This window comes from Pseudomonas lopnurensis (genome assembly GCF_015070855.1).
In the GTDB taxonomy this organism is placed as follows: domain Bacteria; phylum Pseudomonadota; class Gammaproteobacteria; order Pseudomonadales; family Pseudomonadaceae; genus Stutzerimonas; species Stutzerimonas lopnurensis.
In genome coordinates this window covers 92,122-113,035 of sequence record NZ_JADDIX010000018.1, presented here as the reverse complement: position 1 = coordinate 113,035, position 20,914 = coordinate 92,122, and the positions used below count along the sequence as shown (strand labels likewise).

Genomic DNA, 20,914 nt, shown 5'->3' with positions numbered 1-20,914 from the left:
CATGACCTGCTGAAGAAAATGAGCGAGCACCTCGCCGAGATCGAAGGCAACAACCGCGTCATCGCCGCCGGCGTGCGCCTCGGCGAAGGCGCCGACCGGCACCTGCGCAGCCGCAGCAACTGGAGCCAGGGCCTGATCGGCGACCTGCAGGGCCTCTACCACGAATGCGAACCGGCCCAGCGCGCGGAGCACCTGCGCCGCCTGCTGCAGGAGGAAAAGCTGCACCTGGATACCGGCTACGACCGCCTCGCCGACATCCGCCGGCGCGGCGAGATCCGCATCGCCATCGAACCGCAGTTCAAGGGGCTGTCCTTCCGCGAGGCGCCCGGCCAGCCGCTGCAGGGGCTGGATGCGGAAATGGCCCAGGCGCTGGCGCGCTGGCTGGGGGTCAAGTGCCGTTTCATCGAATATCCGTGGGACCGCTGCCTGCAACTGCTGGAAGCCGGCAGCCATCGCCGCGAACAGGAGGCCGACCTGGTCTGGAGCGCCTTGCCGCCGATGCCGGGCTACGACCAGGTGGCCTTCTCCACGCCCTACGTGTTCCTGCCCTACGTCCTCGCCAAGCGCACGGGGGACGACCGCATCCGGGGCATCGACGACCTGCAGGGCAAGGTCCTCGGCTGCGTCAACGACCCGGCCGCCATCGCCGTACTGGAAGACCTGGGCCTGCGTTGGCCGGCCAACGAGGCCAAGCCCGGCGGGCGGGTCAGGCTGGCCAACCTGCTGGCCTACAACGACCAGGGCATGATCCACGACTGCCTGCTCGACGGCGTGGTGGACGCCTTCGCCATCGACCTGCCGATCTACCACTGGGCCTGCCACGGCGAAACCAGCCCGTGGCGTGGGCATCTCGAAATCCTGCCGGGCAACCTCAGCCCGGAACTGTGGTTCTATTGCGCGGCGGTCGCCAACGCGACGGCCAATATCGGCCTGCTGGAGGCCGTCGACGCCTTCATCGGCGAATACCGACAGAGCCGCGAATACCGGGAACTGGCCAGCCGTTGGCTGGGCCAGGTCTATGACGATCCGCAATGGCGCTTCGTCGACGGCGTGCATGACGCCCGCAGCCTGCTGAGCACTACTCAATCCTGACTGACGAGGACCGTCCATGCTCGACCGCCCCCACCTGTACATCGATGGCCAGTGGCTCGCCCCGCAGGCCGGTGGCCGCTTCGAAGTGTTCGACCCCAGCGACGAAAGCCTGCTGGCGCGGGTCGCCGCCGCCGGCCCNNNGCCCGGCGGACGTCGACCTGGCCGTGCGCGCCGCCCGCCGGGCCTTCGACCAGGGCCCCTGGCCACGCTTGCCCGGTGCCGAGCGCGCGACCGTGCTGCGACGCATCGCCGAGGGCATCCGCGCCCGCCAGGACGAACTGGCCGTGCTCGAAGTGCGCGACAACGGCAAGCCGCTGCCCGAGGCGCAGTGGGACATCGCCGACGCTGCCGGCTGTTTCGACTACTACGCGGACCTGGCCGAGCGCCTGGACGGCGAGGAGTTCCCGGTGGCCCTGGCCGACGCGCGCTTTCGCGCCAGCGTGGTACGCGAGCCGGTGGGCGTGGCGGCAGCGGTGATCCCCTGGAACTACCCGCTGCTGATGGCCGCCTGGAAAGTCGCACCGGCCCTCGCCGCCGGCTGCTGCATGGTCCTCAAGCCGTCCGAACTGACCCCGCTGAGCGCCCTGGAGCTGGCGCGCATCGCCGACGAAGCCGGATTGCCGGCCGGCGTGCTCAACGTCATCCCCGGCCTCGGCGGCGAAGCCGGAGCGGCGCTGGTCGAACATCCGGGCGTGGACAAGGTGGCCTTCACCGGCAGCGTGCCCACCGGCAGCCGGATCATGCAGGCGGCCGCTCGCGACGTGAAGAACATCAGCCTGGAGCTGGGCGGCAAATCGCCGTTGCTGGTGTTCGCCGACAGCGACCTCGACGCGGCGGTGGAATGGATCATGTTCGGCATCTTCTGGAACCAGGGCCAGGTCTGCTCCGCCACCTCGCGGGTACTGGTCGAGCGCTCGCTGTACCCCGCCCTGCTCGAACGCCTGGTCGAGCAAGCCCGGAAGATCCGCATCGGCAACGGCCTGGAGGACGGCGTGCTGCTCGGCCCGCTGGTCAGCGCCGGCCAGCACGCCAGGGTCGGCGCCGCCATCGCCCGCGGCCTTGCCGACGGCGCACGCCTGCTATGCGGCGGCGAACGTCCCGCCAGCCAGCCGAAGGGCTGGTTCATGCAGCCCACGGTATTCGCCGACGTGCCGCTGGGCAGCGCCCTGTGGCGTGAGGAAATCTTCGGCCCGGTGGTTTGCGTCAACCCGTTCGACGACGAAGCCCAAGCCCTGCACCTGGCCAACGACAGCGACTACGGCCTGGCCGCCGCGGTGATGTCCGCCGATACCGCGCGCTGCGAACGCGTCGCCCGTGGCCTGCGCGCCGGCATCGTCTGGATCAACTGCTCGCAACCCACCTTCAGCGAATTGCCCTGGGGCGGCGTCAAGCGCAGCGGCATCGGCCGCGAACTGGGCGAATGGGGCCTGGACAACTATCTGGAGACCAAGCAGATCACCCGCTATGAAAGTGGCGAGGCGTGGGGGTGGTATTTGAAGTGAACGGCCTCGGCGCCAGCCCTGACACGTGGCGAGCGGAGGCGGAGCCTGTCAGACACACCGCGCGTCGGGCTTCGCTTCGCTCGACCTGGGCGGGCCCGCCCAACCAGGACCGTTGGGACGGGGCGCGCAGCGCCGAAGCCCGGCGCATGGCGGAGCTGGCGCGGGACATGCACACGCTGCCCCTTTCGCTCATGGTCACGCTTGCAGCAGGTATTCCAGCACCTCACCCATCAATACCCGCCCCGCTGCATAGTTCGCCACGGGCGTGGCGGCCAGTTCATCGACCGTCTGCACCCAAGGTCCCGGACGCAGCTCATCGGCGCACTCGGCCAGCAGGTCGGCGACCATGGCCGGGGTCATTTCCGGGTGGCACTGCAGGCCGATCACCCGTCGGCCGAATTGGAACGCCTGGTGCGGGCAGGCCTCGCTGGACGCCAGCAGCGCGGCGCCAGGCGGCAGCTCGAAGGTTTCGCCGTGCCAGTGCAGCAGTTCGATGCGCTCGGGAAAGACGAAACGCCCCGCCTCCGCCTCGTCCGCTCGCCAGACCGGGAACCAGCCGATTTCCGCCTCGCCATTGGCATACACCCGGGCACCCAGGGCGCTGGCGATCAGCTGCGCGCCGAGACAGACGCCCAGCACCGCCACGCCGGCATCGATGGCTGCGCGCAGGAAGGCCTTCTCCGCCACCAGCCAGGGCAGCTCGGCTTCGTCGTTGACGCTCATCGGCCCGCCCATGGCAACGATCAGGTCGCACTCGTCCAGGGCGGGTAGACGCGCATCGGGCATGAAGAAACGGGTGTGTTGCACCTCGGCGCCGCGCGCGGCGAACCAGTCGGCCATGTTGCCGACATCCTCGAACGGTACGTGCTGCAGCACCCGTACGCGCATGTTTCGCTCCTCAGGCCAGCGGTTCGGGGCTGGCCAGCTTCAGGCCGACGATGCCGGCGATGATCATGACCAGGCACAGGCTGCGCAGCACGCCGAGCTGCTCGCCCATGTAGAACATGGCATACAGCACCGTGCCGATGGTGCCGATACCGACCCATACCGCATAGGCCAATCCCAGCGGTAGCACGCGTACCGACAGGCTCAGCAGGTAGATGCTCAGCAGCAGGAAGAAGCCGCAGTACAGGCTCGGCCACAGGCGGGTGAAGCCGTCGGTGCGCGGAATGATCGAGGCGTACAGCACCTCGCAGAGCCCCGCCAGCAGCAGGAATCCCCAGCCATTCAACCAGGCCATCGTTTTTCTCTCTCTTCGGGCGGGGCGGCGCCGCTATGGATCGTGATGAAAACCGCCGTAGGGCGGTGCAACCCGCCGGGTCGGAGTTGGCTTTGGCCATCGTCCGCGCGGGTTGCACCCGCCCTACACCATCACAGGCACGGCATTCAGCCCTTGGCGGTGCGCTTTTTCTTTTCCGGGTCGTCGAACGGCATGCTGTGGGCGATCGCCCTGGCCGTGAGGCTGCCACGTACCTCCAGCGCCGTGCCTTGCTCGGCGTAAGGCACCTCGAAGCGGGCGATGGCCATGGACTTTCGGCTCAGCCGCGAGTACATCGCGCAGGTGATCACCCCGACCTGCTTGCCATCGGCCCAGAGGGTGTCGCCTTCGGCCGCCGCCTGTTCGCCCTCGAGCAGCACGCCGAAGATCCTGAAGCGCTCCCGGCCCTTGAGCCGCGCATGCTCGATGCCGCCGCGGAATTCGCCCTTGGTCGGCGAGACGGTGAAATCCAGGCCCAGCTCCCAGAGGGTGTCGCCGGCCGGCTCGTCGGCGAAGGGGTATTTCTCGGAGTTGTCGTAGGGGAAGAACAGCAGATAGCTCTCGACCCGCAGCCAGTCCAGCGCGGTGAACGCGCAGGGAATGATGCCCAGCGCCTTGCCCTTTTCCAGGATGCTGTCCCAGATCAGCGGCGCATCGGCGGCCTTGCAGAAGATTTCGTAGCCGCGCTCGCCGGTGTAGCCGGTGCGCGAGATCATCACCGGCCGGTCGAACAGCTTGGTCTGGATATGGTGGAAGTACGGCAGGTCGCGGATGCCCGGCACGTGCTCGGCGAGAAAATCCACCGCCAGCGGCCCCTGCAGCGAGAGATCGTGCAGGTCGTCGTCGAACAGCACCGCCACCTGGCGGCCCTGGGCCGAGCGTACGAGCATCTCGTAGCCGTTGCCGGCGCCGTGCACCACCATGAAGGCATTGGGGCCGGTGCGGTAGATGACGCAGTCGTCGACGAACTTGCCCGCCTCGTTGAGCATCGTCGCGTAGACCGACTTGCCCGGATACAGCTTGGAAATATCGCGGCTGGTGGCATATTCGAGCAGCGACTCGGCATGCGGGCCGACATAGTGCACCTTCTTCAGCCCGGAGACGTCCATCAGCCCGGCGCGGGTACGGATCGCCTCGTGGGCATCGGCCAGTGAGGTGGTCCCGTAGGTCCAGGCCGTGCCCATGCCGTTCCAGTCTTCGAGCGCGGACCCCAGGGCACGATGCCGGGAAGCCAGGGCGGAAATGCGCCAGGAATTAGCCATGTTGTTCTCCAGTTCGTTTGCAAGGCCTGCACGCAGGCGTCGTTCAAGGTGGATGCGCCGCGCTGCGGCGATTGGAATTGCCTGCCCTCAGGCGGCCCGGACCTCCGGATCGAACTGGCTGAGCCAGTCCACCACCGTCTGCCGGTAGAGCGTCAGCCCCTTGTAGTCGGCGATGACCTCCGGCAGGTCCCTCAGCACCCGGTGCAGGCGGCAGGCCCAGGCCGGGTTGGTGGCCAGTTCCTCGAGGCTGATCAGGTAGGTACGGATGCCGAACAGCAGCGCGTTGCTGCGCGGCAGGCGCGGCATGAACTGCAGCTCGACGCGCAGGTGCACCAGCCGGGCGACGTTCTCCGGCGTCACCAGGCCGCGCTCGTGGCCCCATTCGTGGAAGGTCTCGGATGAGGTATCCAGGCGCGGGTTGATGGTCATGGTCCAGTTCAGCCGGCGCACCGGCTGGCCGACCTGGATGTTCAGCAGGTACTTCAATGCACGGTCGAACACGCCCATTTGCGGTGCCAGCGGTACCGGCGCGTGCCACTGCTTGAAGCTCATGCCGGCATCGAACTTGATCGACCAGTCCGCCGGGCAGGTGACCATGCCGGCGTCCATGAACAGGTCGCCGTCGCGCTGGTCGAGCACGGCGAAATCGCCCTGGGCCTGGCGGGTGATGTACTCCAGCGGCTCGCACGGCAGGGTCGCCGGATCGCCGAAGGTGAAATGTTGCTCGATGCCCAGCGGACGGTTGATCCAGGTCCAGCGGTCGCCGTCGCGTTGCAGTTCGAAGTGCTCCGGGTAGTCGGCGGCCAGGTGCTCCATGAGCATTTCCAGGCTGTCCCAGGCGGCCTGGGCCATGTGCGGCATCACCAGGCAGCGGCCGGGATCCCTTTCCAGCACGCGGGCGCGCTCGGCCATCTCCGAAACGTAGTGCTCGTCGATGTCGAACCAGTGTTCGAATACCGAGCCCGATGCGCCGCCATTGGCCGGCTCGAGGTTCACCGAGTACATGTAGCTGTCCTCGGGGAACGGGAAGGGAAAACGGGCGATGGCCTGCGGGCTGTTGCGGAAGGTGAAGTCGTCCCGGTAGGTTTCCAGGGGTTTCATGACGACGGGCATAGCGGGAACTCTCCTGGTGCAGTGGCGCAGCTCAATGGATGGTTTCAGCGATACGGTGGCCGGGTGGAGCGTCGTCCACCCTACAGATCGAGCAGCAGCGCACTGGCGCAGCCGCCGCGGGAAACGCAGGGCATCAGCGAATCGGCGCGTTGTGCTTCGTCGAGGTAGTGGTCGCGATGTTCCACCGCGCCGGCCAGGTAGCGCGTCGCGCATTGGCCGCAGACCCCGCCACGGCACAGGTTCGGCACCTCGACACCGGCAGCTTCCAGCGCCTCCAGCAGGCTGAGGTCGGCCGGTACCTCGATGCGCTGTCCGCTGCGCGCCAGTTCGACGCGAAACGCCAGGCCCGGCTCGGGCGCGGCGAAGGCTTCCCAGTGCACCCGGCCATCCGGCCAGCCCAGCGCCCGGGCCTGCTCGCGCAACCCGTCCAGCAGGCGCTGCGGGCCGCAGGCGTAGAGGTGGGTGCCGAGCGGCTGGCCGGCCAGCAGCGCGGCGAGGTCCAGGCGCTGGCCGGCGCTGGAGTCGTAGGCGTGCAGGCGATCCCCGAGGCGTTCGGCCAGTTCGTCGACGTAGGCATCGGTGAGGCGGCCGCGGAAGGCATAGTGCAGTTCGAACGAGGCGCCGCGAGCCTGGAGCTCGGCGATATAGGCCATGAACGGGGTGATGCCGATACCGCCGGCCACCAGCACGTGATGACTGGCCTGCGAATGCAAGGGGAACAGGTTGTGCGGCCGCGAGAGCTGCAAGCGATCGCCCACCGCCACCCGCTCGTGCAGGTAGCGCGAGCCGCCGCGCGATGCGTCCTGCAGGCGCACGGCGATGCGGTAGCGGGTGCTGTCGGCGGGGTCGCCGAGCAGCGAGTAGGCGTTGCGCAGCGTGCGCTCGCCAAGCGGCATCAGCACCTGCACGTGGCTGCCGGAGGAAAAGCCCGGCAGTTGCCCTTCAGCCGCCTCGAAGGTGAATTCCCGCACCACCGGCGTCAACTGGCGCACGGCGCAGACCCGGACCTCCATCAGCGCGCTCATGGCCGATCCTCCCCGTAGGGGCGGCTCGGGTCGAGGCAGACGCCCATGTAGGCCCCCAGGCGCTGGGAGAAGTGCTCGCGGACCAGCAGCCGGACGCCGCAGCCGCTGCAGTTGGCCTCGCCCTCCTCGCCGATGTCCTGGAAGGTGGCGCAATGCACGCAATAGAGCCGTCGCCGCGCACCACTCTTGATCAGCTCGATCTCGTCGCCGAGCAGGCCGGCATGCCGGGCCAGGCGGTAGACGTGCCAGACAAAGGTCTCGTCGCCGACCACGTACAGACGCGTGCCCACCTCGGCCTGCTCCAGCAGCAGTTGCAGGCGCAGGTAGAGCGCCGCCGGGCTCGGGAAGCGCTCCTGCTGGATGTCCGCCGCCAGCTCCCCGCCCAGGCTGAGCAGCAGCGCTGGCGCCGGGTGATCCAGCAAGGGCACGGCACAGGCCGCATCCTGCGCCACCAGCAGACGGCGACGTGCCGGCTGTGGCGAAGCCGCGGTGCGATAGCGGGGTTTGCTGAATATCGTATCGGTGCCTGACGCGGTCATCTGGAGCCTCCCTGAAACACGAAATCGGCGACGTGGGCGAAGAAAATGTTCACCCCTGAAAATTCCTGGAGGGAACTTTTTGTTCTTTTAGAGAAAGCATGGAGCATGCCAGTTTTCTACGATTCGCCGTTTTAACCGGCCTTTGCGCCATTGACGGCCCATTCCTGGGAATGAACGGGGGCTAACGTGCACAAAGCGAGGTCAAATGCCGAAGAAGGCGCGCCGAATCAGCGCAATGGCCGAAATTGCGAAGGGGTAGCTTCACCGGTGAAATGCATGGTGATCGACGTACGGGTTGCAACCCGCCATTGCGGTATCGGCCGCCTGACGGCCGCCAGCTTCTCGCATGCGCGTGGGTTGCACCCGCCGGACGCGCCTGAACGGCTGGACGGGATGTGCAAAGACCGCTGCGCAGGTATCAGTCCGCCTGCTGCGCTTCCATCAGGTCGATCTGGCGGATCAGCTTGCGCGCCAGCTCTTCGTCCAGCCGCTTGCGCCGCACCAGACGGAACAGCTCGTCACGCTCCGCACGCAGGCCGGCGAGCCGCAGCTGCCGTTCGATTTCCTCCTGGCGCAGGGCGTTCTGCCGGGTCTCACCCTCATCGAGCCGGGCCCGGGCGTCGATGCGATAGCGGTAGAGATCGGTGATGCGGGCCGCGGCCTCGATATAGCGGTCGGCATCGGGCCGGCCCTCGCTCATCTCGTGCTGGGCCTTCTCGATGGCACGGATGGCGGCGCGTGCGGCGATATCGCGGGCACGCTCGGCCGCCGAACGCCGCCCGTGCTCCTCCGGGAGCTCGAGCCCCTTTCTGAGCAGCCAGGGCATGCCGATGCTGGCCACCAGCAGCGAAACGATGATCACCCCGGCGGCCAGCAGAATGGCCAGGTCGCGCGCGGGGAACGGCGTACCGTCGCCCATCGCCAGCGGCAGGGTCAGCACGCCGGCCAGAGTGATGGCACCGCGTGCGCCGGCCACCGACATCAGCGCCGAGACCCGCCACAAGGAAGGGTCGGCCTTGTGCCTGCCGCGGTAGAGCCCGAAGCGGATCGACAGCCAGACCCAGGCGAAACGCACCGCCCCCAGGGCCAGGTTGATGACGATCACGTAGAGCAGCAGCCAGATCGGCTCGTGGTGGCCGGTTTCCTGCACCACCTGGCTGGCACCGGCGACGATGTGCGGCAACTGTTCGCCGAGCAGCACGAAGATCAGACCATTCAGGGAGAACTGCAGGGTGTCCCAGACCGCCGTGCGCCGCACCCGGGTCACTGCCAGCGCCTTGCCGGAGAGCTCCGTGTAGCTCATGGTGATCCCCGCCGCCACCGCGGCGAGGATGCCGGACAGATGCAGGTGTTCGGCGCCCATATAGGCCAGGAAGGGAATCAGCAGGCTGATCAGGATCTGCACCCCGGTTTCCTCACCCAGGCGCCGCGACAGCCATTCCTTCACGCGGGTGATGATCCAGGTGACCGCCACGCCGATCGTCGCGCCACCCAGGGCCAGTTGCAGGAAGCTGAGCGTCGCCTCGGACAGGACGAAGCTGCCGGTCAGGGTCGCGGCGATGGCGAAGCGCAGGCAGACCAGGCCGGAGGCATCGTTGAGCAACGACTCACCTTCGAGGATGTGCATCAGGCGCTTGGGCAGCGTGACCCGCGCGGCGATCGCCGAGACCGCCACCGGATCGGTCGGCGAAATCACCGCCGCCAGGGCGAAGGCCACCGGCATGGGGATCGCCGGCATTAGCAGGTGAATGAAGTAGCCGACCCCCAGCACGGTGATGAACACCAGGCCCAGGGCCAGCGCGAGGATCATGCCCCGGTCGCGCAGCAAGCCTTCCTTGGGAATGCGCCAGCCATCGAGAAACAGCAGCGGCGGCAGGAACAGCAGGAAGAACACGTCCGGGTTCAGCTCCAGCCGCCAGTTGCTGGCCATGCCGATGACCGCGCCGACGGCGATCTGCACCAGCGGCAGGGGAACCGGCACGGGCGACATGCGCACCAGGGTACTGCTGACGATGACGCCGACGAACATCACCAGAATCAGGGTGATGGTTTCCATGCCTGAACTCCCACCGGACAGAGCGAACGCGCCATTCTAGCGGCAGATGTGCAGATTCGGATGTGCTGGATGGCGTCGCCGCATCGGCGCACGCTCAGCTGCGGCGCTACGCGTCCCGACCCAACCTACAGCGCGATGGGCCGTAGGTTGGGTTGAGCGCAGCGAAGCCCAACGAGCGGGATATCAGGCGACACACTTGCCGTGCCATTGTTGGGCTTCGCCGCCATGCGCCTCGGCCCAACGCATACCTCAGCCTCTAGAACCCCTGCCCCGGCACCCAGCGGGTACCCGCCAGCGGCACGCGGGCCATCGCCGCGGATTCCACGGTCAGCGCCACCAGGTCCTCGGGATCGAGGTTGTGCAGGTGCGACTTGCCACAGGCGCGGGCCATGGTCTGCGCTTCGAGCACCAGCACACGCAGGTAGTTGGCCAGCCGACGGCCGCCTTCCACCGGATCGAGGCGCTTGGACAGCTCCGGGTCCTGGGTGGTGATGCCAGCCGGGTCGCGGCCATTCTGCCAGTCGTCGTAGAAACCGGCGGCCGAGCCGATCTTCTTCAGCTCGTCGTCCAGGCGCGGATGGTTGTCACCCAGGGCGATCAGCGCGGCGGTGCCGATGGCCACCGCGTCGGCGCCCATCGCCATGGCCTTGGCCACGTCGGCGCCGGTGCGGATGCCGCCGGAGACGATCAGCTGCACCTTGCGGTGCATGTCCATCTCCTGCAGCGCCTGCACCGCCTGCGGGATCGCCGAGAGGATCGGGATGCCGACGTGCTCGATGAACACTTCCTGGGTCGCCGCGGTACCGCCCTGCATGCCGTCGAGGACGATCACGTCGGCACCGGCCTTCACCGCCAGCTTGACGTCGTAGTAAGGGCGGCTGGCGCCGATCTTGACGTAGATGGGTTTTTCCCAGTCGGTGATCTCGCGAATCTCGGCGATCTTGATCGCCAGGTCGTCCGGGCCGGTCCAGTCGGGGTGACGGCAGGCGCTGCGCTGGTCGACGCCGACCGGCAGGGTGCGCATGCCGGCCACGCGTTCGGTGACCTTCATGCCCAGCAGCATGCCGCCGCCGCCGGGCTTGGCGCCCTGGCCGAGGACGATCTCGATGGCGTCGGCCTTGCGCAGATCGTCCGGGTTCATGCCGTAGCGCGACGGCAGATACTGGTAGACCAGGTGCTGCGACTGGCCGCGCTCTTCCGGGGTCATACCGCCGTCGCCGGTGGTGGTGCTGGTACCGGCGATGCTCGCGCCACGGCCGAGGGCTTCCTTGGCCTGGGCGGACAGCGCGCCGAAGCTCATGCCGGCGATGGTCACCGGGATCTTCAGGTGGATCGGCTTCTTGGCGAAGCGGGTGCCGAGCACCACGTCGGTGCCGCACTTCTCGCGGTAGCCCTCCAGCGGGTAGCGCGACATGCTGGCACCGAGCAGCAGCAGGTCGTCGAAGTGCGGCACCTTGCGCTTGGTGCCGCCACCGCGAATGTCGTAGATGCCGGTTTCGGCGGCGCGCTGGATTTCCTGGATGGTCAGGCGGTCGAAGGTGGCGGACTCGCGCAGTACCGGTGAATATTCGTTGCTCATGGGGAGCTCCTCGAAATGGATGATCCGGTAGGAGCGGGCGGGGACGCCGAGTCCACGCCCGCGAATGCTTTTTCGCGGGCATGGCCCGCTCCTACAGCGGCAGGTATCGGTTCAGTCAGTACGCCGAGGCGTTGTCGACCTTGAAGTTGTAGAGCTGGCGGGCCGAGCCGTAGCGCTTGAAGCTGGCCGGGTCCTCGTCGAAGCCGGCGCGGTTCAGCAGTTCGGCCAGCTCCTCGAGGTGCTCGGCGCGCATTTCCTTCTCGATGCAGTCCGAACCCAGCGACTTGACGCTACCCTTCACGTAGATGCGCGTCTCGTAGAGCGAATCGCCCAGGGCATCGCCGGCGTCGCCGCAGACCACCAGGCGGCCGGCCTGGGCCATGAAGCAGCTCATGTGGCCGATGCTGCCGCCGACCACGATGTCGACACCCTTCATCGAGATGCCGCAGCGCGCGCCGGCGTCGCCCTCGATCACCAGCAGGCCGCCATGGGCAGTGGCGCCCGCCGACTGCGAGGCGCTGCCCTTGACCCGCACCATGCCGCTCATCATGTTCTCGGCCACGCCGACGCCGACATTGCCATGCACGGTGACGCTGGCCTTCTGGTTCATGCCCGCGCAGTAGTAGCCCGCATGCCCCTGGATATCGATGGACAGCGCCTCGTTGATGCCGACGGCCAGGTTGTGCTTGCCGTCCGGATGGGTCACCAGCCACTCGCGCTCGCGCAGGTCCCTGGCCTGGTCATGCAGCGCCTGGTTGAGATCACGCACGGTGGATTCGGTGAGATTGATGGTTTTCATTCGGTGCGCTCCTCAAACAGCCTTCTTTTCCCAGACATACAGGGTGGCCGGTTCCGGCTCCCAGACCTTGGCCTTGTCGATTCCCGGCAGGCTGGCCAGCGCCTGGTACTCCGAGGCCATGGCCACGTAGTCGTCGGTCTCGGCGAGGATCGCCGGCTTGCAGGCGATCGGGTCGCGGATCACGGCGAAGCCGTCGCGGGTGCCGATGGCGAAGGTGAAGAAGCCGTCGAGGTCTTCCAGGGCGTGATCCAGCGCCTGCTGCAGGCTGTCGCCCTGCTGCAGGCGCCAGGTCAGGTAGCCGGCGGCAACCTCGGTGTCGTTCTCGGTTTCGAAGCCGATGCCGTGGCGCTCGAGTTCCTGGCGCAGGCGGAAATGGTTGGACAGCGAGCCGTTGTGCACCAGACAGAGATCGTCACCGGTGGAGAACGGGTGGCTGCCCTCCATGGTGACCGCGCTTTCGGTCGCCATGCGGGTGTGGCCGATGATGTGGCTGCCTTTCATGCCGGCCAGCGAGAAGCGCTCGGCGATCTCCGCCGGCAGCCCCATGCCCTTGAGAATCTCGATGCTCCGGCCCGCACTCATCACGCGCACGTCCGGCGCCAGCGTCTTCAGCGCGGCACGCACCATGGCCTCATCGGCATTGACTTTCAGCACGGCGGCGCTGGCGTTCCTGAACCAGTCCAGGGAGCAGCCGAGGCAGCCTTCCAGTTCGCCCATCAGGGTCTTCCAGTCGTATTCGACTTCGCCGCTCTGCAGGGTCAACTTGACCCAGCCCTCATTGACCTCGTCGCCATAGATGGCGAAACCGGCACTGTCCGGCCCGCGCCCGGTCATGGCCAGCAGCATCGGCTCGAACAACTCGCCGAGCCGGGACTCCAGCGCGGGGTTCTTCAGATAAAGCCCTACGATTCCACACATAAAAGCAGTCCTCACTTCGTTCGGTAGCGGCAAGCCTCAAGCTGCAAGCTGACCGAGTTGATACGGATGTTGTGCAACGCTTCGAACCGCTCTTTCTTGCAGCTTGAAGCTTGCGGCTTGCCGCTAGAAAAACTCGGTATACCGCTGGATTTCCCAATCGGAGACGTGACGGCTGTATTCCACCCATTCCATGCGCTTGAGCTTGAGGAACTCGTCGACGATCTCGGCGCCGAGCGTCTCGCGGAACAGCGGGTCGGCCTCCAGCGCATCGCAGGCTTCCTTGAGCGATTGCGGCAGGGTCTGGATGCCGCGTGCGGCGATCTTTTCCAGGCCCAGGTCGTAGAGGTTCTCGTTGCACGGCGCCCCGGCCTCGAGCTGGCGGTCGATGCCATCGAGCCCGGCGGCGATGACCGCGGCGGTGACCAGGTAGGGATTGCAGCCGGCATCCGGCAGGCGGAACTCGATGCGCCCATAGGGAATGCGCACCATCGCCGAGCGGTTGTTGGAACCGTAGGCGACGAAGGCCGGCGCCCAGGTCGCGCCGGACAGCGAGCGCCCCACCACCAGCCGCTTGTAGGAATTGACCGTCGGCGCGGCGAAGGCGCACAGCGCCGGGGCATGGGCCAGCAAGCCGGCGGCGAAGTGATAGGCCATCTTCGACAGGCCCATGCCACTGGGATCGCTGGCATCGTGGAACAGATTGCCGCTCTCCGCGTTGCCGATCGACAGGTGGAAGTGCATGCCATTGCCGGCGCGCTTCGGATCCGGCTTGGGCATGAACGAGCAGATCATGCCCAGCTCGTTGGCGATTTCGCCGGCGGCCATGCGGAAGAAGGTGAAGCGATCCGCCGAGGTCATGGCGTCGCTGTAGGTGTAGTTGATCTCGAACTGGCCGTTGGCATCCTCGTGGTCGATCTGGTAGATCTCGAAGTCGACCTTCTGCAGGGCTTCGGTCAGGCGCTCGAGGAATTCCCGCGAACGCGACAGGCCCTTGTAGTCGTAGCAGGGCTTGTCCAGGTTGTCGCTGGCATCGACCAGTTGCAGGCGGCCTTCGCCGTCGCGACGGAACAGGCTGAACTCCGGCTCCAGGCCGGTGTTCAGGGTCCAGCCCCGTTCGCTCAGGCGCCGCACCTGCTGCTGCAGTACGTAGCGGCTGTCGTAGGGCCAGGGTTTACCGTCGACGTGGCCGATGCACAACACGCGGCCATAGCCCGGCTGCCAGGGCACCGGCGTCAGGGTGGAAAGATCGCCACGCGCCATGAAATCCGGCCCATGGGGTTCCATGCCCATGCCGCAGATGGCGAAACCGGCAAACCCGGCGCCCACTTCCGCGACGGACTCCAGGCCGCACACCGGTACCGATTTGGTCTTGGCCGAGCCATGGATATCGACAAACTGTGCCAGGACGTACTTGATGCCGTGCTGGTCGATGATTCGCTGTGTTTCGCTGGGCAACATCGTGATTCGCTCCTTGGTAGGCCGCACATATTCCGCAAGGGAAATTAATTTTCACATTAGGAAATGCAAAGCGCTTGCCAACCTGCCCCAAGGGAACGGAAACACGCCGTGAAACCCCGTTTCTTCTATATAAGGAGGAAAGATGTTTTCATAGGACGAAAATTCGCACCGTCTGGAACCTCGTCGCGGCACAGGAGCCTGTTCATTCTTGGTGCGAAATATATATTCCAGGAACTAAAATCGCGCAGACCAATGACCAAATCGACCGATACGCCGCCCCGCCTCAAACTCGAGCAGTACCTCGGTATCCAACTCAAGCGCCAGCGCCAGGCCCAGGGCCTGAAGATCGCCGACGTGGCCCGCATCGCCGGCATCAGCCAGGGCATGCTGAGCAAGATCGAGAATGCCCAGGTGTCCACCAGCCTGGATTCCCTCAGCCGCTTGTGCGACGTGCTCGGCATGCCGATGTCCAAGCTGTTCAGCCAGTACGACCAGCAAGGCAGCGGCGCCCTGCTGGTCAAGCAGGGCGAAGGCATGGAAGTGGTGCGCCGCGGGACGGAAAAAGGCCATACCTACCATCTGCTGAACCATACCCGCGGGCCGAAGAAAAGCTTCGAGGCCTACATGATCACCATGGACGATGCCAGCGAGGAGTTCCCCACCTTCTCCCATCCGGGCACCGAGTTCATTCACCTGCTCGAAGGCGAACTGATCTATCGCCACGGCAACCTGCTCTACCCGATGCACGCCGGCGACAGCCTGACCTTCGACGGTGAAGTCCCGCATGGCCCGGAGAAGCTGGTCGAAGTACCGATCCGCCTGCTCTCGATCATGAACTACGACAAGGACTGAGCACGCTCACGGCAAGGCTTCCAGACGCAACAGACCCTGGGCCTTTTCCAGCATCCGGCGGACCTCTTCGGCCATCGCAGCGGCCAGCGCCAGGCGCCTTTGCTGGGTCATTCGCGGCCGCGACAGCGCGCAACTGAGGGCGCCGAGCACCTGCCCGCCGACATCGACGATGGGCACTGCGAGGCCGGTATAGCCCGGCAGACGACGATCCGGCACGCCACAGGCGAAACCCAGGCGCCGCACGCTGTCCAGCGTGCCGGCTATGACCTGCGCGTCCAGCCCGTAATCGACACGCAGCACCGCCGCGTTGTGCTCGAGAATGGCGCTACGCTCGGCCCGGCCCAGCTGGGCCAACAGCACCTGCGAGCCCTGCCCCACCCCCATGGGGATGCGCCCGCCCACGGCGTGGCTGTAGCAGCGCACGGGCTGCTCGCCATCCTGCATCTCCAGGCACAGGACATGATGACCGTCCGGCACCAGCAGGAAGAAGCTGTCGCCGAAGCGCCTGGCCAATCGCCACAGCGCAGGCCTGGCCAGATCCCGCAGGCCATGGGCATTGCCCGCCTGCGCAGCGAGCGCGAACAGGCCGTAGCCCAGCACGAAGCGGCCACGCTGCCTGCCGTTGCCAACGAACCCCTGCCGGCGCAGCGCCTGCAACAGACGGTAGGTCGTCGCCTTCGAACAGCCGCTGCTGGCGCACAGCCGCTGCAGATCGGCACCGGCTTCGCCCGCCGCGGCGATCTCGCGCAACAACCCCAGGCCGCGCTCCAGCGTCTGGCTGCCGGTCACCTCGCCATGCCGCCTCGATTCCCCCATCGCTTTCTCACATGTTGATAAAAACGCCGATGCGAAAGGCGATGCAAATTGCACACCGCGCCGGACACGACAATCTCGCGCCATCTCCCGAACCGAGGCGCTCTTCATGTACCCGCACATCCAGATGATCAACAGCGACACACACCTTCCCACTCATGTCGACGTCGCCATCATCGGCGGCGGCATCATCGGCGTCTGCACCGCCTATTTCCTGGCCGCCCGCGGGGTTTCCGCAGTGGTGCTGGAAAAGGGCCGGCTCGCAGCGGAACAGTCCTCGCGCAACTGGGGCTGGTGCCGCACCCTGGGCCGCGACCTGGCGGAAATCCCGCTGGCCATGGCCAGCCTGAAGATCTGGGATGACTGGCAAACGACGCTGGGCGAGGACACCGGCTTTCAGCGCAGCGGCATTCTCTATGTCTGCGAAAGCGCCCGGCAGCAGGCGGAACAGGCGCACTGGCTGCGCGCGGCCAGCGCGCAGGGGGTTGTGGCCCGTGAGCTCGATCCGGTCCAGTTGCGCCAGCTGCTGCCGCAGGCGGCCCGCCACCACTGGCTCGGCGCGCTGCACGCCCCCGAGGATGGCCGGGCCGAACCGCATATGGCCACAGCGGCGATCGCCCGTGCCGCGCAGCGCCTGGGCGCGCGCTTCCACGAGCAATGCGCGGTACGCGGGCTGATCCGCGAAGCGGGCCGCGTAAGCGGCGTGGTGACCGAACACGGCGAACTGCGCTGCGCCAGCGTGGTGCTCGCCGGCGGCGCTTGGTCGTCGCTGTTCTGTCGCCCCCTCGGCATCCGCCTGCCGCAGCTCAAGGTGATCGCCTCCGTGCTGCGCACCGCGCCGATGCCGGGCGGGCCGGAACTGGCCGTAGGGGCCCATGACTTCGCCTTCCGCAAACGTCGCGACGGTGGCTACACCATCGCCCAGCGCAGCGCCAACATCGCTCCGATCACTCCGGACAGCTTCCGCTATCTGGCGGATTTCCTGCCGGCCCTCGCCAGGCAGTACCGGGAGCTGCGGGTGCGCCTGGGCCGGCAGTTCATCGACGAGTGGCGCCTGCCGACGCACTGGTCGCCGGACCGGCCCGGCCCGTTCGAAGCGCTGCGGGTGCTCGATCCGCAACCCGACCGCGCGATCCTCGCCGAGGCGCGCCGGGCGCTGTGCCGGCACTTTCCGTTCTTCGAGGGGCTGCAGGTCAGCCAGACCTGGGCGGGTGCCATGGATGCCACGCCCGACGCTCTGCCGGTGATCGGCCCGGTGGCCGAACTGCCGGGTCTGTTCCTGTCCACCGGCTATTCGGGGCACGGCTTCGGCATCGCACCGGGTGCCGGCGCCCTGATGGCCGATCTGATCAGCGGCCAGGTCCCGGTGGTCAGCCCGTACCCCTTTCGCTTCGAGCGTTTTTCGCGTGCCCGGTAAGAGTTTCCTGCAGGGATATTTTTTTTCACAAACCTATGGACCGATGCGTTCCGTTCGCTTATAAAAACACCCAAGCGAATAATATATTCTTGGCAGTTAAAAATATTCGCATACAAACAAAGCATTCACTTATCAAATTTGCATTTGCGCCTTCTGCCTCCACCCCCTTGAGGACTAGACATGCAACACGCACAGGACCACTTCATCATCAAGATCAGCTGCCCGGCCACTTCGGGCATCGTCGCCGCGGTGACTTCCTTCCTCTCCGCGAACGGTTGCTACATCAGTGAAATGGCGCAATTCGACGATGAATTCAGCGGTCGGTTCTTCATGCGCGCGGTGTTTCGCTTCAATGCCGGCCTGGAAGGCGACATCACCACCCTCGAGCAGGGTTTCGTCGCCGTCGCCAATGACTTCGACATGACCTGGGAGCTGCACAGCACGGCCCGCCCCATGCGAGTGCTGCTGATGGTGAGCAAGTTCGACCATTGCCTGAACGACCTGCTGTATCGCTACCACAAGGGCGAGATGGACATGCAGATCACCGCCATCGTCTCCAACCACCTGGACCTGCGGCCGATGGCCGAGCGTGAAGGCATCCGCTTCATCTACCTGCCGGTGACCAAGGAAACCAAGGCCCGCCAGGAAGCCGAGCTGATGAAGGTCATCGACGAGACCGAGACCGAACTGGTGGTTCTGGCGCGCTACATGCAAATCCTCTCCGACGACCTGTGCAAGCAACTGTCGGGCCGCGCGATCAACATCCACCACTCGTTCCTGCCCGGTTTCAAGGGCGCCAAGCCATACCACCAGGCCTTCGACCGCGGCGTCAAGCTGATCGGCGCCACCGCCCACTACGTCACTTCCGACCTCGACGAAGGCCCGATCATCGAGCAGGAGGTGCAGCGCGTCGACCATGCCTACAAGCCCGACGACCTGGTGAACATCGGCCGCGACACCGAAACCGTGGCGCTCTCCAAGGCGGTCAAGTACCACCTGCAGCACCGCGTCTTCCTCAACCACGACAAGACGGTGATCTTCCGGTGAACAGCCCGACCTGCGAAAAAGTCATCGACGGCAAGGCCGTCTCGGCGAAGGTCCTCGCCGAAGTGGCGGCCGACGTCGCCCTGCTCGCCGCCGAGGGCACCCTGCCGGCGCTCGCGGTTGTGCTGGTCGGCGACGACCCGGCCAGCCACGTCTACGTGCGCAACAAGGTACTGCGCGCCGGGGAAGTGGGCATCCGCTCGCTGGAACACCGGCTGCCGGCCGACGCCAGTGCCGAACAGGTGCTGGCGCTGATCGCCGAACTGAACGCCGACCCGGCGCTGCATGGCATCCTCGTGCAATTGCCACTGCCGGCGCACATCGACGAAACCCGCGTCTTGCAGGCCATCGACCCGGCCAAGGACGTCGACGGTTTCCACAGCGAGAACGTCGGCGGCCTCAGCCAGGGCCGCCCAGTGCTCACCCCGTGCACCCCGGCCGGCTGCATGCGCCTGCTGCGCGACACCCTCGGCGACCTGCGCGGCAAGCACGCGGTGGTGATCGGCCGCTCGAACATCGTCGGCAAGCCGATGGCGGCGCTGCTGCTGCAGGCGGACTGCACGGTGACCGTGCTGCATTCGCGCAGCCGCGATCCGCAGAGCCTGTGCCGCCAGGCCGACATCGTCGTCGCCGCGGTCGGTCGGCCCCGCATGATCGACGCCAGCTGGCTGAAGCCCGGCGCGGTGGTGATCGACGTCGGTATCAACCGCATCGAGGAGGATGGCCGCACCCGGCTGGTCGGCGACGTCGACTACGCCAGCGCCCTGCCCGTGGCCTCGGCAATCACCCCGGTGCCGGGCGGCGTGGGTCCGATGACCATCGCCATGCTGATGCAGAACACCCTGACCGCTGCCCGCCAGCAACGATCGCACGCGTCGGCCGTCACGGCCGCGGAGGAGGCAGCATGCCGTTCAGCCTGCTGAAGTACGGCCTGTCCTCGGAGTACCCGGCCGAAGTCGACCTGCCGGCGCCGAAGGAACTCAAGGACAGCTACGACGTGGTGATCATCGGCGGTGGCGGCCACGGCCTGGCCACCGCCTACTATCTGGCCAAGTACCACGGCGTGACCAACGTCGCGGTGCTGGAGAAGGCGTATCTCGGTGGCGGCAACACCGCCCGCAACACCGCGGTGATCCGCTCGAACTACCTCACCAGCGAAGGTGTGCGCTTCTATACCGAGTCGGTGAAACTGTTCAAGGCGCTCTCCAACGAGTTCGACTTCAACATCATGTATTCCGAGCGCGGCCAGCTGACCCTGGCGCACACCGACGCGACGGTGCGCGCCTTCCGCCAGCGCGCCGAGGTGAACAAGCACTTCGGTGGCCGCACCGAGATGATCGACCGCCAGCAGATCCGCGAACTGGTGCCGACGCTCAACCTCGACCCCGGCCACCTGCCGGTGCTCGCCGGGCTCTGGCACATCGACGGCGCCACTGCGCGCCACGATGCCGTGGCCTGGGGCTATGCCAAGCAGGCGGCCAAGCGCGGGGTGGAAATCCACCAGCTGACCGAGGTGCAGGACTTCGTGGTAGAGCACGGCAGGGTCACGGCGGTGAAGACCAACCGCGGCACCGTGAAGTGCGGCTGCGCGGTGCAGGCCATCGCCGGGTACAGCTCGCTGCTGATGAACAAGCTGGGCATCCGCGCACCGATCCACAGCTATCCGCTGCAGGCCATGGTGACCCAACCGTTCAAGCCCTTCCTCGATCCGCTGGTGAGCTCCTCGGCGCTGCATTGCTACGTGCAGCAGACCGGCCGTGGCGAGGTAGTGATCGGCGGTGGCTCGGACCCTTACCCGCTGTACAACACGCGCTCGACCCTGGAGCTCAAGGAGGGCCTGCTGGCCCATGCCATCGAGATGTTCCCGTTCCTGGCCAACGCCAAATTGATGCGCCAGTGGGCCGGCATCACCGACATGACGCCCGACTACAGCCCGATCATGGGCCTGTCGCCGCTGGAGAACTACTACCTGGACGCCGGCTGGGGCACCTGGGGCTTCAAGGCCACGCCGATCTGCGGCAAGACCATGGCCGAACTGGTCGCCAGCGGCGGCAAGGTCCCGGAACTCATCCGTCCCTTCGCCCTGGAACGCTTCTCGCGCTTCCGGCAGGTCAACGAAATGGGCGCCACGGCGGCAAGCCACTGACAACCAATCGCAATTTTCAAGTAGGAGCCAGCTTGCTGGCG

18 protein-coding genes and 1 pseudogene are annotated in these 20,914 nt (G+C 66.6%); 7 read left to right on the top strand and 12 right to left on the bottom strand.

Annotation, left to right across the window (positions count from 1 at the left end; translation table 11 throughout):
• Positions 1 to 18 precede the first annotated feature (18 nt).
• Both IN820_RS22905 and IN820_RS03990 read left to right on the top strand, forming a co-directional pair.
• On the top strand, positions 19 to 1,092 hold the full coding sequence (locus tag IN820_RS22905) for a substrate-binding periplasmic protein (protein ID WP_376779376.1): 1,074 nt from the start codon (positions 19 to 21) through the stop codon (positions 1,090 to 1,092).
• A 16-nt stretch (positions 1,093 to 1,108) separates the two neighbouring features.
• Positions 1,109 to 2,594 (top strand): annotated as a pseudogene (locus tag IN820_RS03990) (aldehyde dehydrogenase family protein).
• 195 nt (positions 2,595 to 2,789) lie between these two features.
• Here IN820_RS03990 and IN820_RS03985 read toward each other — a convergent pair.
• From IN820_RS03985 to glnT, 11 genes are all read right to left on the bottom strand, one after another.
• On the bottom strand, positions 2,790 to 3,482 hold the full coding sequence (locus IN820_RS03985) for a type 1 glutamine amidotransferase (RefSeq protein ID WP_193679734.1): 693 nt from the start codon (positions 3,480 to 3,482) through the stop codon (positions 2,790 to 2,792).
• Between the two features lie 10 nt (positions 3,483 to 3,492).
• Positions 3,493 to 3,834 carry a DMT family transporter gene (locus IN820_RS03980; RefSeq protein WP_193679733.1) on the bottom strand — a complete coding sequence of 114 codons (342 nt, stop codon included), beginning with the start codon at positions 3,832 to 3,834 and terminating at the stop codon, positions 3,493 to 3,495.
• 146 nt (positions 3,835 to 3,980) lie between these two features.
• The gene (locus IN820_RS03975; protein ID WP_193679732.1) at positions 3,981 to 5,114 is read right to left on the bottom strand and encodes an aminomethyltransferase family protein; all 1,134 of its coding nucleotides are present in this window, start codon (positions 5,112 to 5,114) and stop codon (positions 3,981 to 3,983) included.
• Between the two features lie 87 nt (positions 5,115 to 5,201).
• Positions 5,202 to 6,227 carry a heme-dependent oxidative N-demethylase family protein gene (locus IN820_RS03970; protein ID WP_193679731.1) on the bottom strand — a complete coding sequence of 342 codons (1,026 nt, stop codon included), beginning with the start codon at positions 6,225 to 6,227 and terminating at the stop codon, positions 5,202 to 5,204.
• Between the two features lie 80 nt (positions 6,228 to 6,307).
• Positions 6,308 to 7,252, bottom strand: a complete 945-nt coding sequence (locus tag IN820_RS03965) for a PDR/VanB family oxidoreductase (protein WP_193679730.1) — start codon at positions 7,250 to 7,252, stop codon at positions 6,308 to 6,310.
• Positions 7,249 to 7,791 carry a dimethylamine monooxygenase subunit DmmA family protein gene (locus IN820_RS03960; RefSeq protein ID WP_193679729.1) on the bottom strand — a complete coding sequence of 181 codons (543 nt, stop codon included), beginning with the start codon at positions 7,789 to 7,791 and terminating at the stop codon, positions 7,249 to 7,251. The genes IN820_RS03965 and IN820_RS03960 overlap by 4 nt, the downstream gene beginning before the upstream one ends.
• 418 nt (positions 7,792 to 8,209) lie before the next feature.
• Entirely contained in the window at positions 8,210 to 9,847 is a 1,638-nt protein-coding gene (locus tag IN820_RS03955; protein WP_193679728.1) for a Na+/H+ antiporter, read from the bottom strand.
• 256 nt (positions 9,848 to 10,103) lie between these two features.
• On the bottom strand, positions 10,104 to 11,426 hold the full coding sequence (locus IN820_RS03950) for an FMN-binding glutamate synthase family protein (protein WP_193679727.1): 1,323 nt from the start codon (positions 11,424 to 11,426) through the stop codon (positions 10,104 to 10,106).
• Between the two features lie 115 nt (positions 11,427 to 11,541).
• On the bottom strand, positions 11,542 to 12,225 hold the full coding sequence (locus tag IN820_RS03945) for a GltB/FmdC/FwdC-like GXGXG domain-containing protein (protein WP_193679726.1): 684 nt from the start codon (positions 12,223 to 12,225) through the stop codon (positions 11,542 to 11,544).
• A gap of 12 nt (positions 12,226 to 12,237) precedes the next feature.
• Entirely contained in the window at positions 12,238 to 13,143 is a 906-nt protein-coding gene (locus IN820_RS03940; protein ID WP_193679725.1) for a class II glutamine amidotransferase, read from the bottom strand.
• Between the two features lie 123 nt (positions 13,144 to 13,266).
• Positions 13,267 to 14,601: a type III glutamate--ammonia ligase gene (gene glnT / locus IN820_RS03935; RefSeq protein ID WP_193679724.1), complete on the bottom strand. Its 1,335-nt coding sequence runs from the start codon at positions 14,599 to 14,601 to the stop codon at positions 13,267 to 13,269.
• A 252-nt stretch (positions 14,602 to 14,853) separates the two neighbouring features.
• On the opposite strand from glnT, the gene IN820_RS03930 reads away from it, so the two are divergent.
• Positions 14,854 to 15,453 carry a helix-turn-helix domain-containing protein gene (locus tag IN820_RS03930; protein ID WP_193679723.1) on the top strand — a complete coding sequence of 200 codons (600 nt, stop codon included), beginning with the start codon at positions 14,854 to 14,856 and terminating at the stop codon, positions 15,451 to 15,453.
• Positions 15,454 to 15,459: 6 nt separating this feature from the next.
• Here the strand turns inward: IN820_RS03930 and IN820_RS03925 are convergent, their stop codons facing one another.
• The gene (locus IN820_RS03925) at positions 15,460 to 16,269 is read right to left on the bottom strand and encodes an IclR family transcriptional regulator (protein WP_193679722.1); all 810 of its coding nucleotides are present in this window, start codon (positions 16,267 to 16,269) and stop codon (positions 15,460 to 15,462) included.
• A 106-nt stretch (positions 16,270 to 16,375) separates the two neighbouring features.
• Between IN820_RS03925 and IN820_RS03920 the strand changes: the two genes are divergently transcribed.
• From IN820_RS03920 to IN820_RS03905, 4 genes are all read left to right on the top strand, one after another.
• Positions 16,376 to 17,683, top strand: a complete 1,308-nt coding sequence (locus IN820_RS03920; protein WP_193679721.1) for an NAD(P)/FAD-dependent oxidoreductase — start codon at positions 16,376 to 16,378, stop codon at positions 17,681 to 17,683.
• Between the two features lie 180 nt (positions 17,684 to 17,863).
• Positions 17,864 to 18,730: a formyltetrahydrofolate deformylase gene (purU, locus tag IN820_RS03915; RefSeq protein WP_193679720.1), complete on the top strand. Its 867-nt coding sequence runs from the start codon at positions 17,864 to 17,866 to the stop codon at positions 18,728 to 18,730.
• Positions 18,727 to 19,650 carry a bifunctional methylenetetrahydrofolate dehydrogenase/methenyltetrahydrofolate cyclohydrolase FolD gene (folD, locus tag IN820_RS03910; protein WP_193679719.1) on the top strand — a complete coding sequence of 308 codons (924 nt, stop codon included), beginning with the start codon at positions 18,727 to 18,729 and terminating at the stop codon, positions 19,648 to 19,650. Before purU ends, folD begins: the two co-directional genes overlap by 4 nt.
• On the top strand, positions 19,632 to 20,873 hold the full coding sequence (locus IN820_RS03905) for an FAD-dependent oxidoreductase (RefSeq protein WP_193679718.1): 1,242 nt from the start codon (positions 19,632 to 19,634) through the stop codon (positions 20,871 to 20,873). The genes folD and IN820_RS03905 overlap by 19 nt, the downstream gene beginning before the upstream one ends.
• Positions 20,874 to 20,914 lie beyond the last annotated feature (41 nt).

What these genes read in the sequence shown, in the direction of transcription:
- IN820_RS03945 (WP_193679726.1), bottom strand. Translation starts at nt 12,225, where the DNA reads ATGAAAACCATCAATCTCACCGAATCCACCGTGCGTGATCTCAACCAG.
- IN820_RS03930 (WP_193679723.1), top strand. Translation starts at nt 14,854, where the DNA reads ATGACCAAATCGACCGATACGCCGCCCCGCCTCAAACTCGAGCAGTAC.
- IN820_RS03955 (WP_193679728.1), bottom strand. Translation starts at nt 9,847, where the DNA reads ATGGAAACCATCACCCTGATTCTGGTGATGTTCGTCGGCGTCATCGTC.
- IN820_RS03950 (WP_193679727.1), bottom strand. Translation starts at nt 11,426, where the DNA reads ATGAGCAACGAATATTCACCGGTACTGCGCGAGTCCGCCACCTTCGAC.
- IN820_RS03920 (WP_193679721.1), top strand. Translation starts at nt 16,376, where the DNA reads ATGTACCCGCACATCCAGATGATCAACAGCGACACACACCTTCCCACT.
- glnT (WP_193679724.1), bottom strand. Translation starts at nt 14,601, where the DNA reads ATGTTGCCCAGCGAAACACAGCGAATCATCGACCAGCACGGCATCAAG.
- IN820_RS03960 (WP_193679729.1), bottom strand. Translation starts at nt 7,791, where the DNA reads ATGACCGCGTCAGGCACCGATACGATATTCAGCAAACCCCGCTATCGC.
- IN820_RS03975 (WP_193679732.1), bottom strand. Translation starts at nt 5,114, where the DNA reads ATGGCTAATTCCTGGCGCATTTCCGCCCTGGCTTCCCGGCATCGTGCC.
- IN820_RS03940 (WP_193679725.1), bottom strand. Translation starts at nt 13,143, where the DNA reads ATGTGTGGAATCGTAGGGCTTTATCTGAAGAACCCCGCGCTGGAGTCC.
- purU (WP_193679720.1), top strand. Translation starts at nt 17,864, where the DNA reads ATGCAACACGCACAGGACCACTTCATCATCAAGATCAGCTGCCCGGCC.
- IN820_RS03905 (WP_193679718.1), top strand. Translation starts at nt 19,632, where the DNA reads ATGCCGTTCAGCCTGCTGAAGTACGGCCTGTCCTCGGAGTACCCGGCC.
- IN820_RS03985 (WP_193679734.1), bottom strand. Translation starts at nt 3,482, where the DNA reads ATGCGCGTACGGGTGCTGCAGCACGTACCGTTCGAGGATGTCGGCAAC.
- IN820_RS03925 (WP_193679722.1), bottom strand. Translation starts at nt 16,269, where the DNA reads ATGGGGGAATCGAGGCGGCATGGCGAGGTGACCGGCAGCCAGACGCTG.
- IN820_RS22905 (WP_376779376.1), top strand. Translation starts at nt 19, where the DNA reads ATGAGCGAGCACCTCGCCGAGATCGAAGGCAACAACCGCGTCATCGCC.
- IN820_RS03965 (WP_193679730.1), bottom strand. Translation starts at nt 7,252, where the DNA reads ATGAGCGCGCTGATGGAGGTCCGGGTCTGCGCCGTGCGCCAGTTGACG.
- IN820_RS03970 (WP_193679731.1), bottom strand. Translation starts at nt 6,227, where the DNA reads ATGCCCGTCGTCATGAAACCCCTGGAAACCTACCGGGACGACTTCACC.
- IN820_RS03980 (WP_193679733.1), bottom strand. Translation starts at nt 3,834, where the DNA reads ATGGCCTGGTTGAATGGCTGGGGATTCCTGCTGCTGGCGGGGCTCTGC.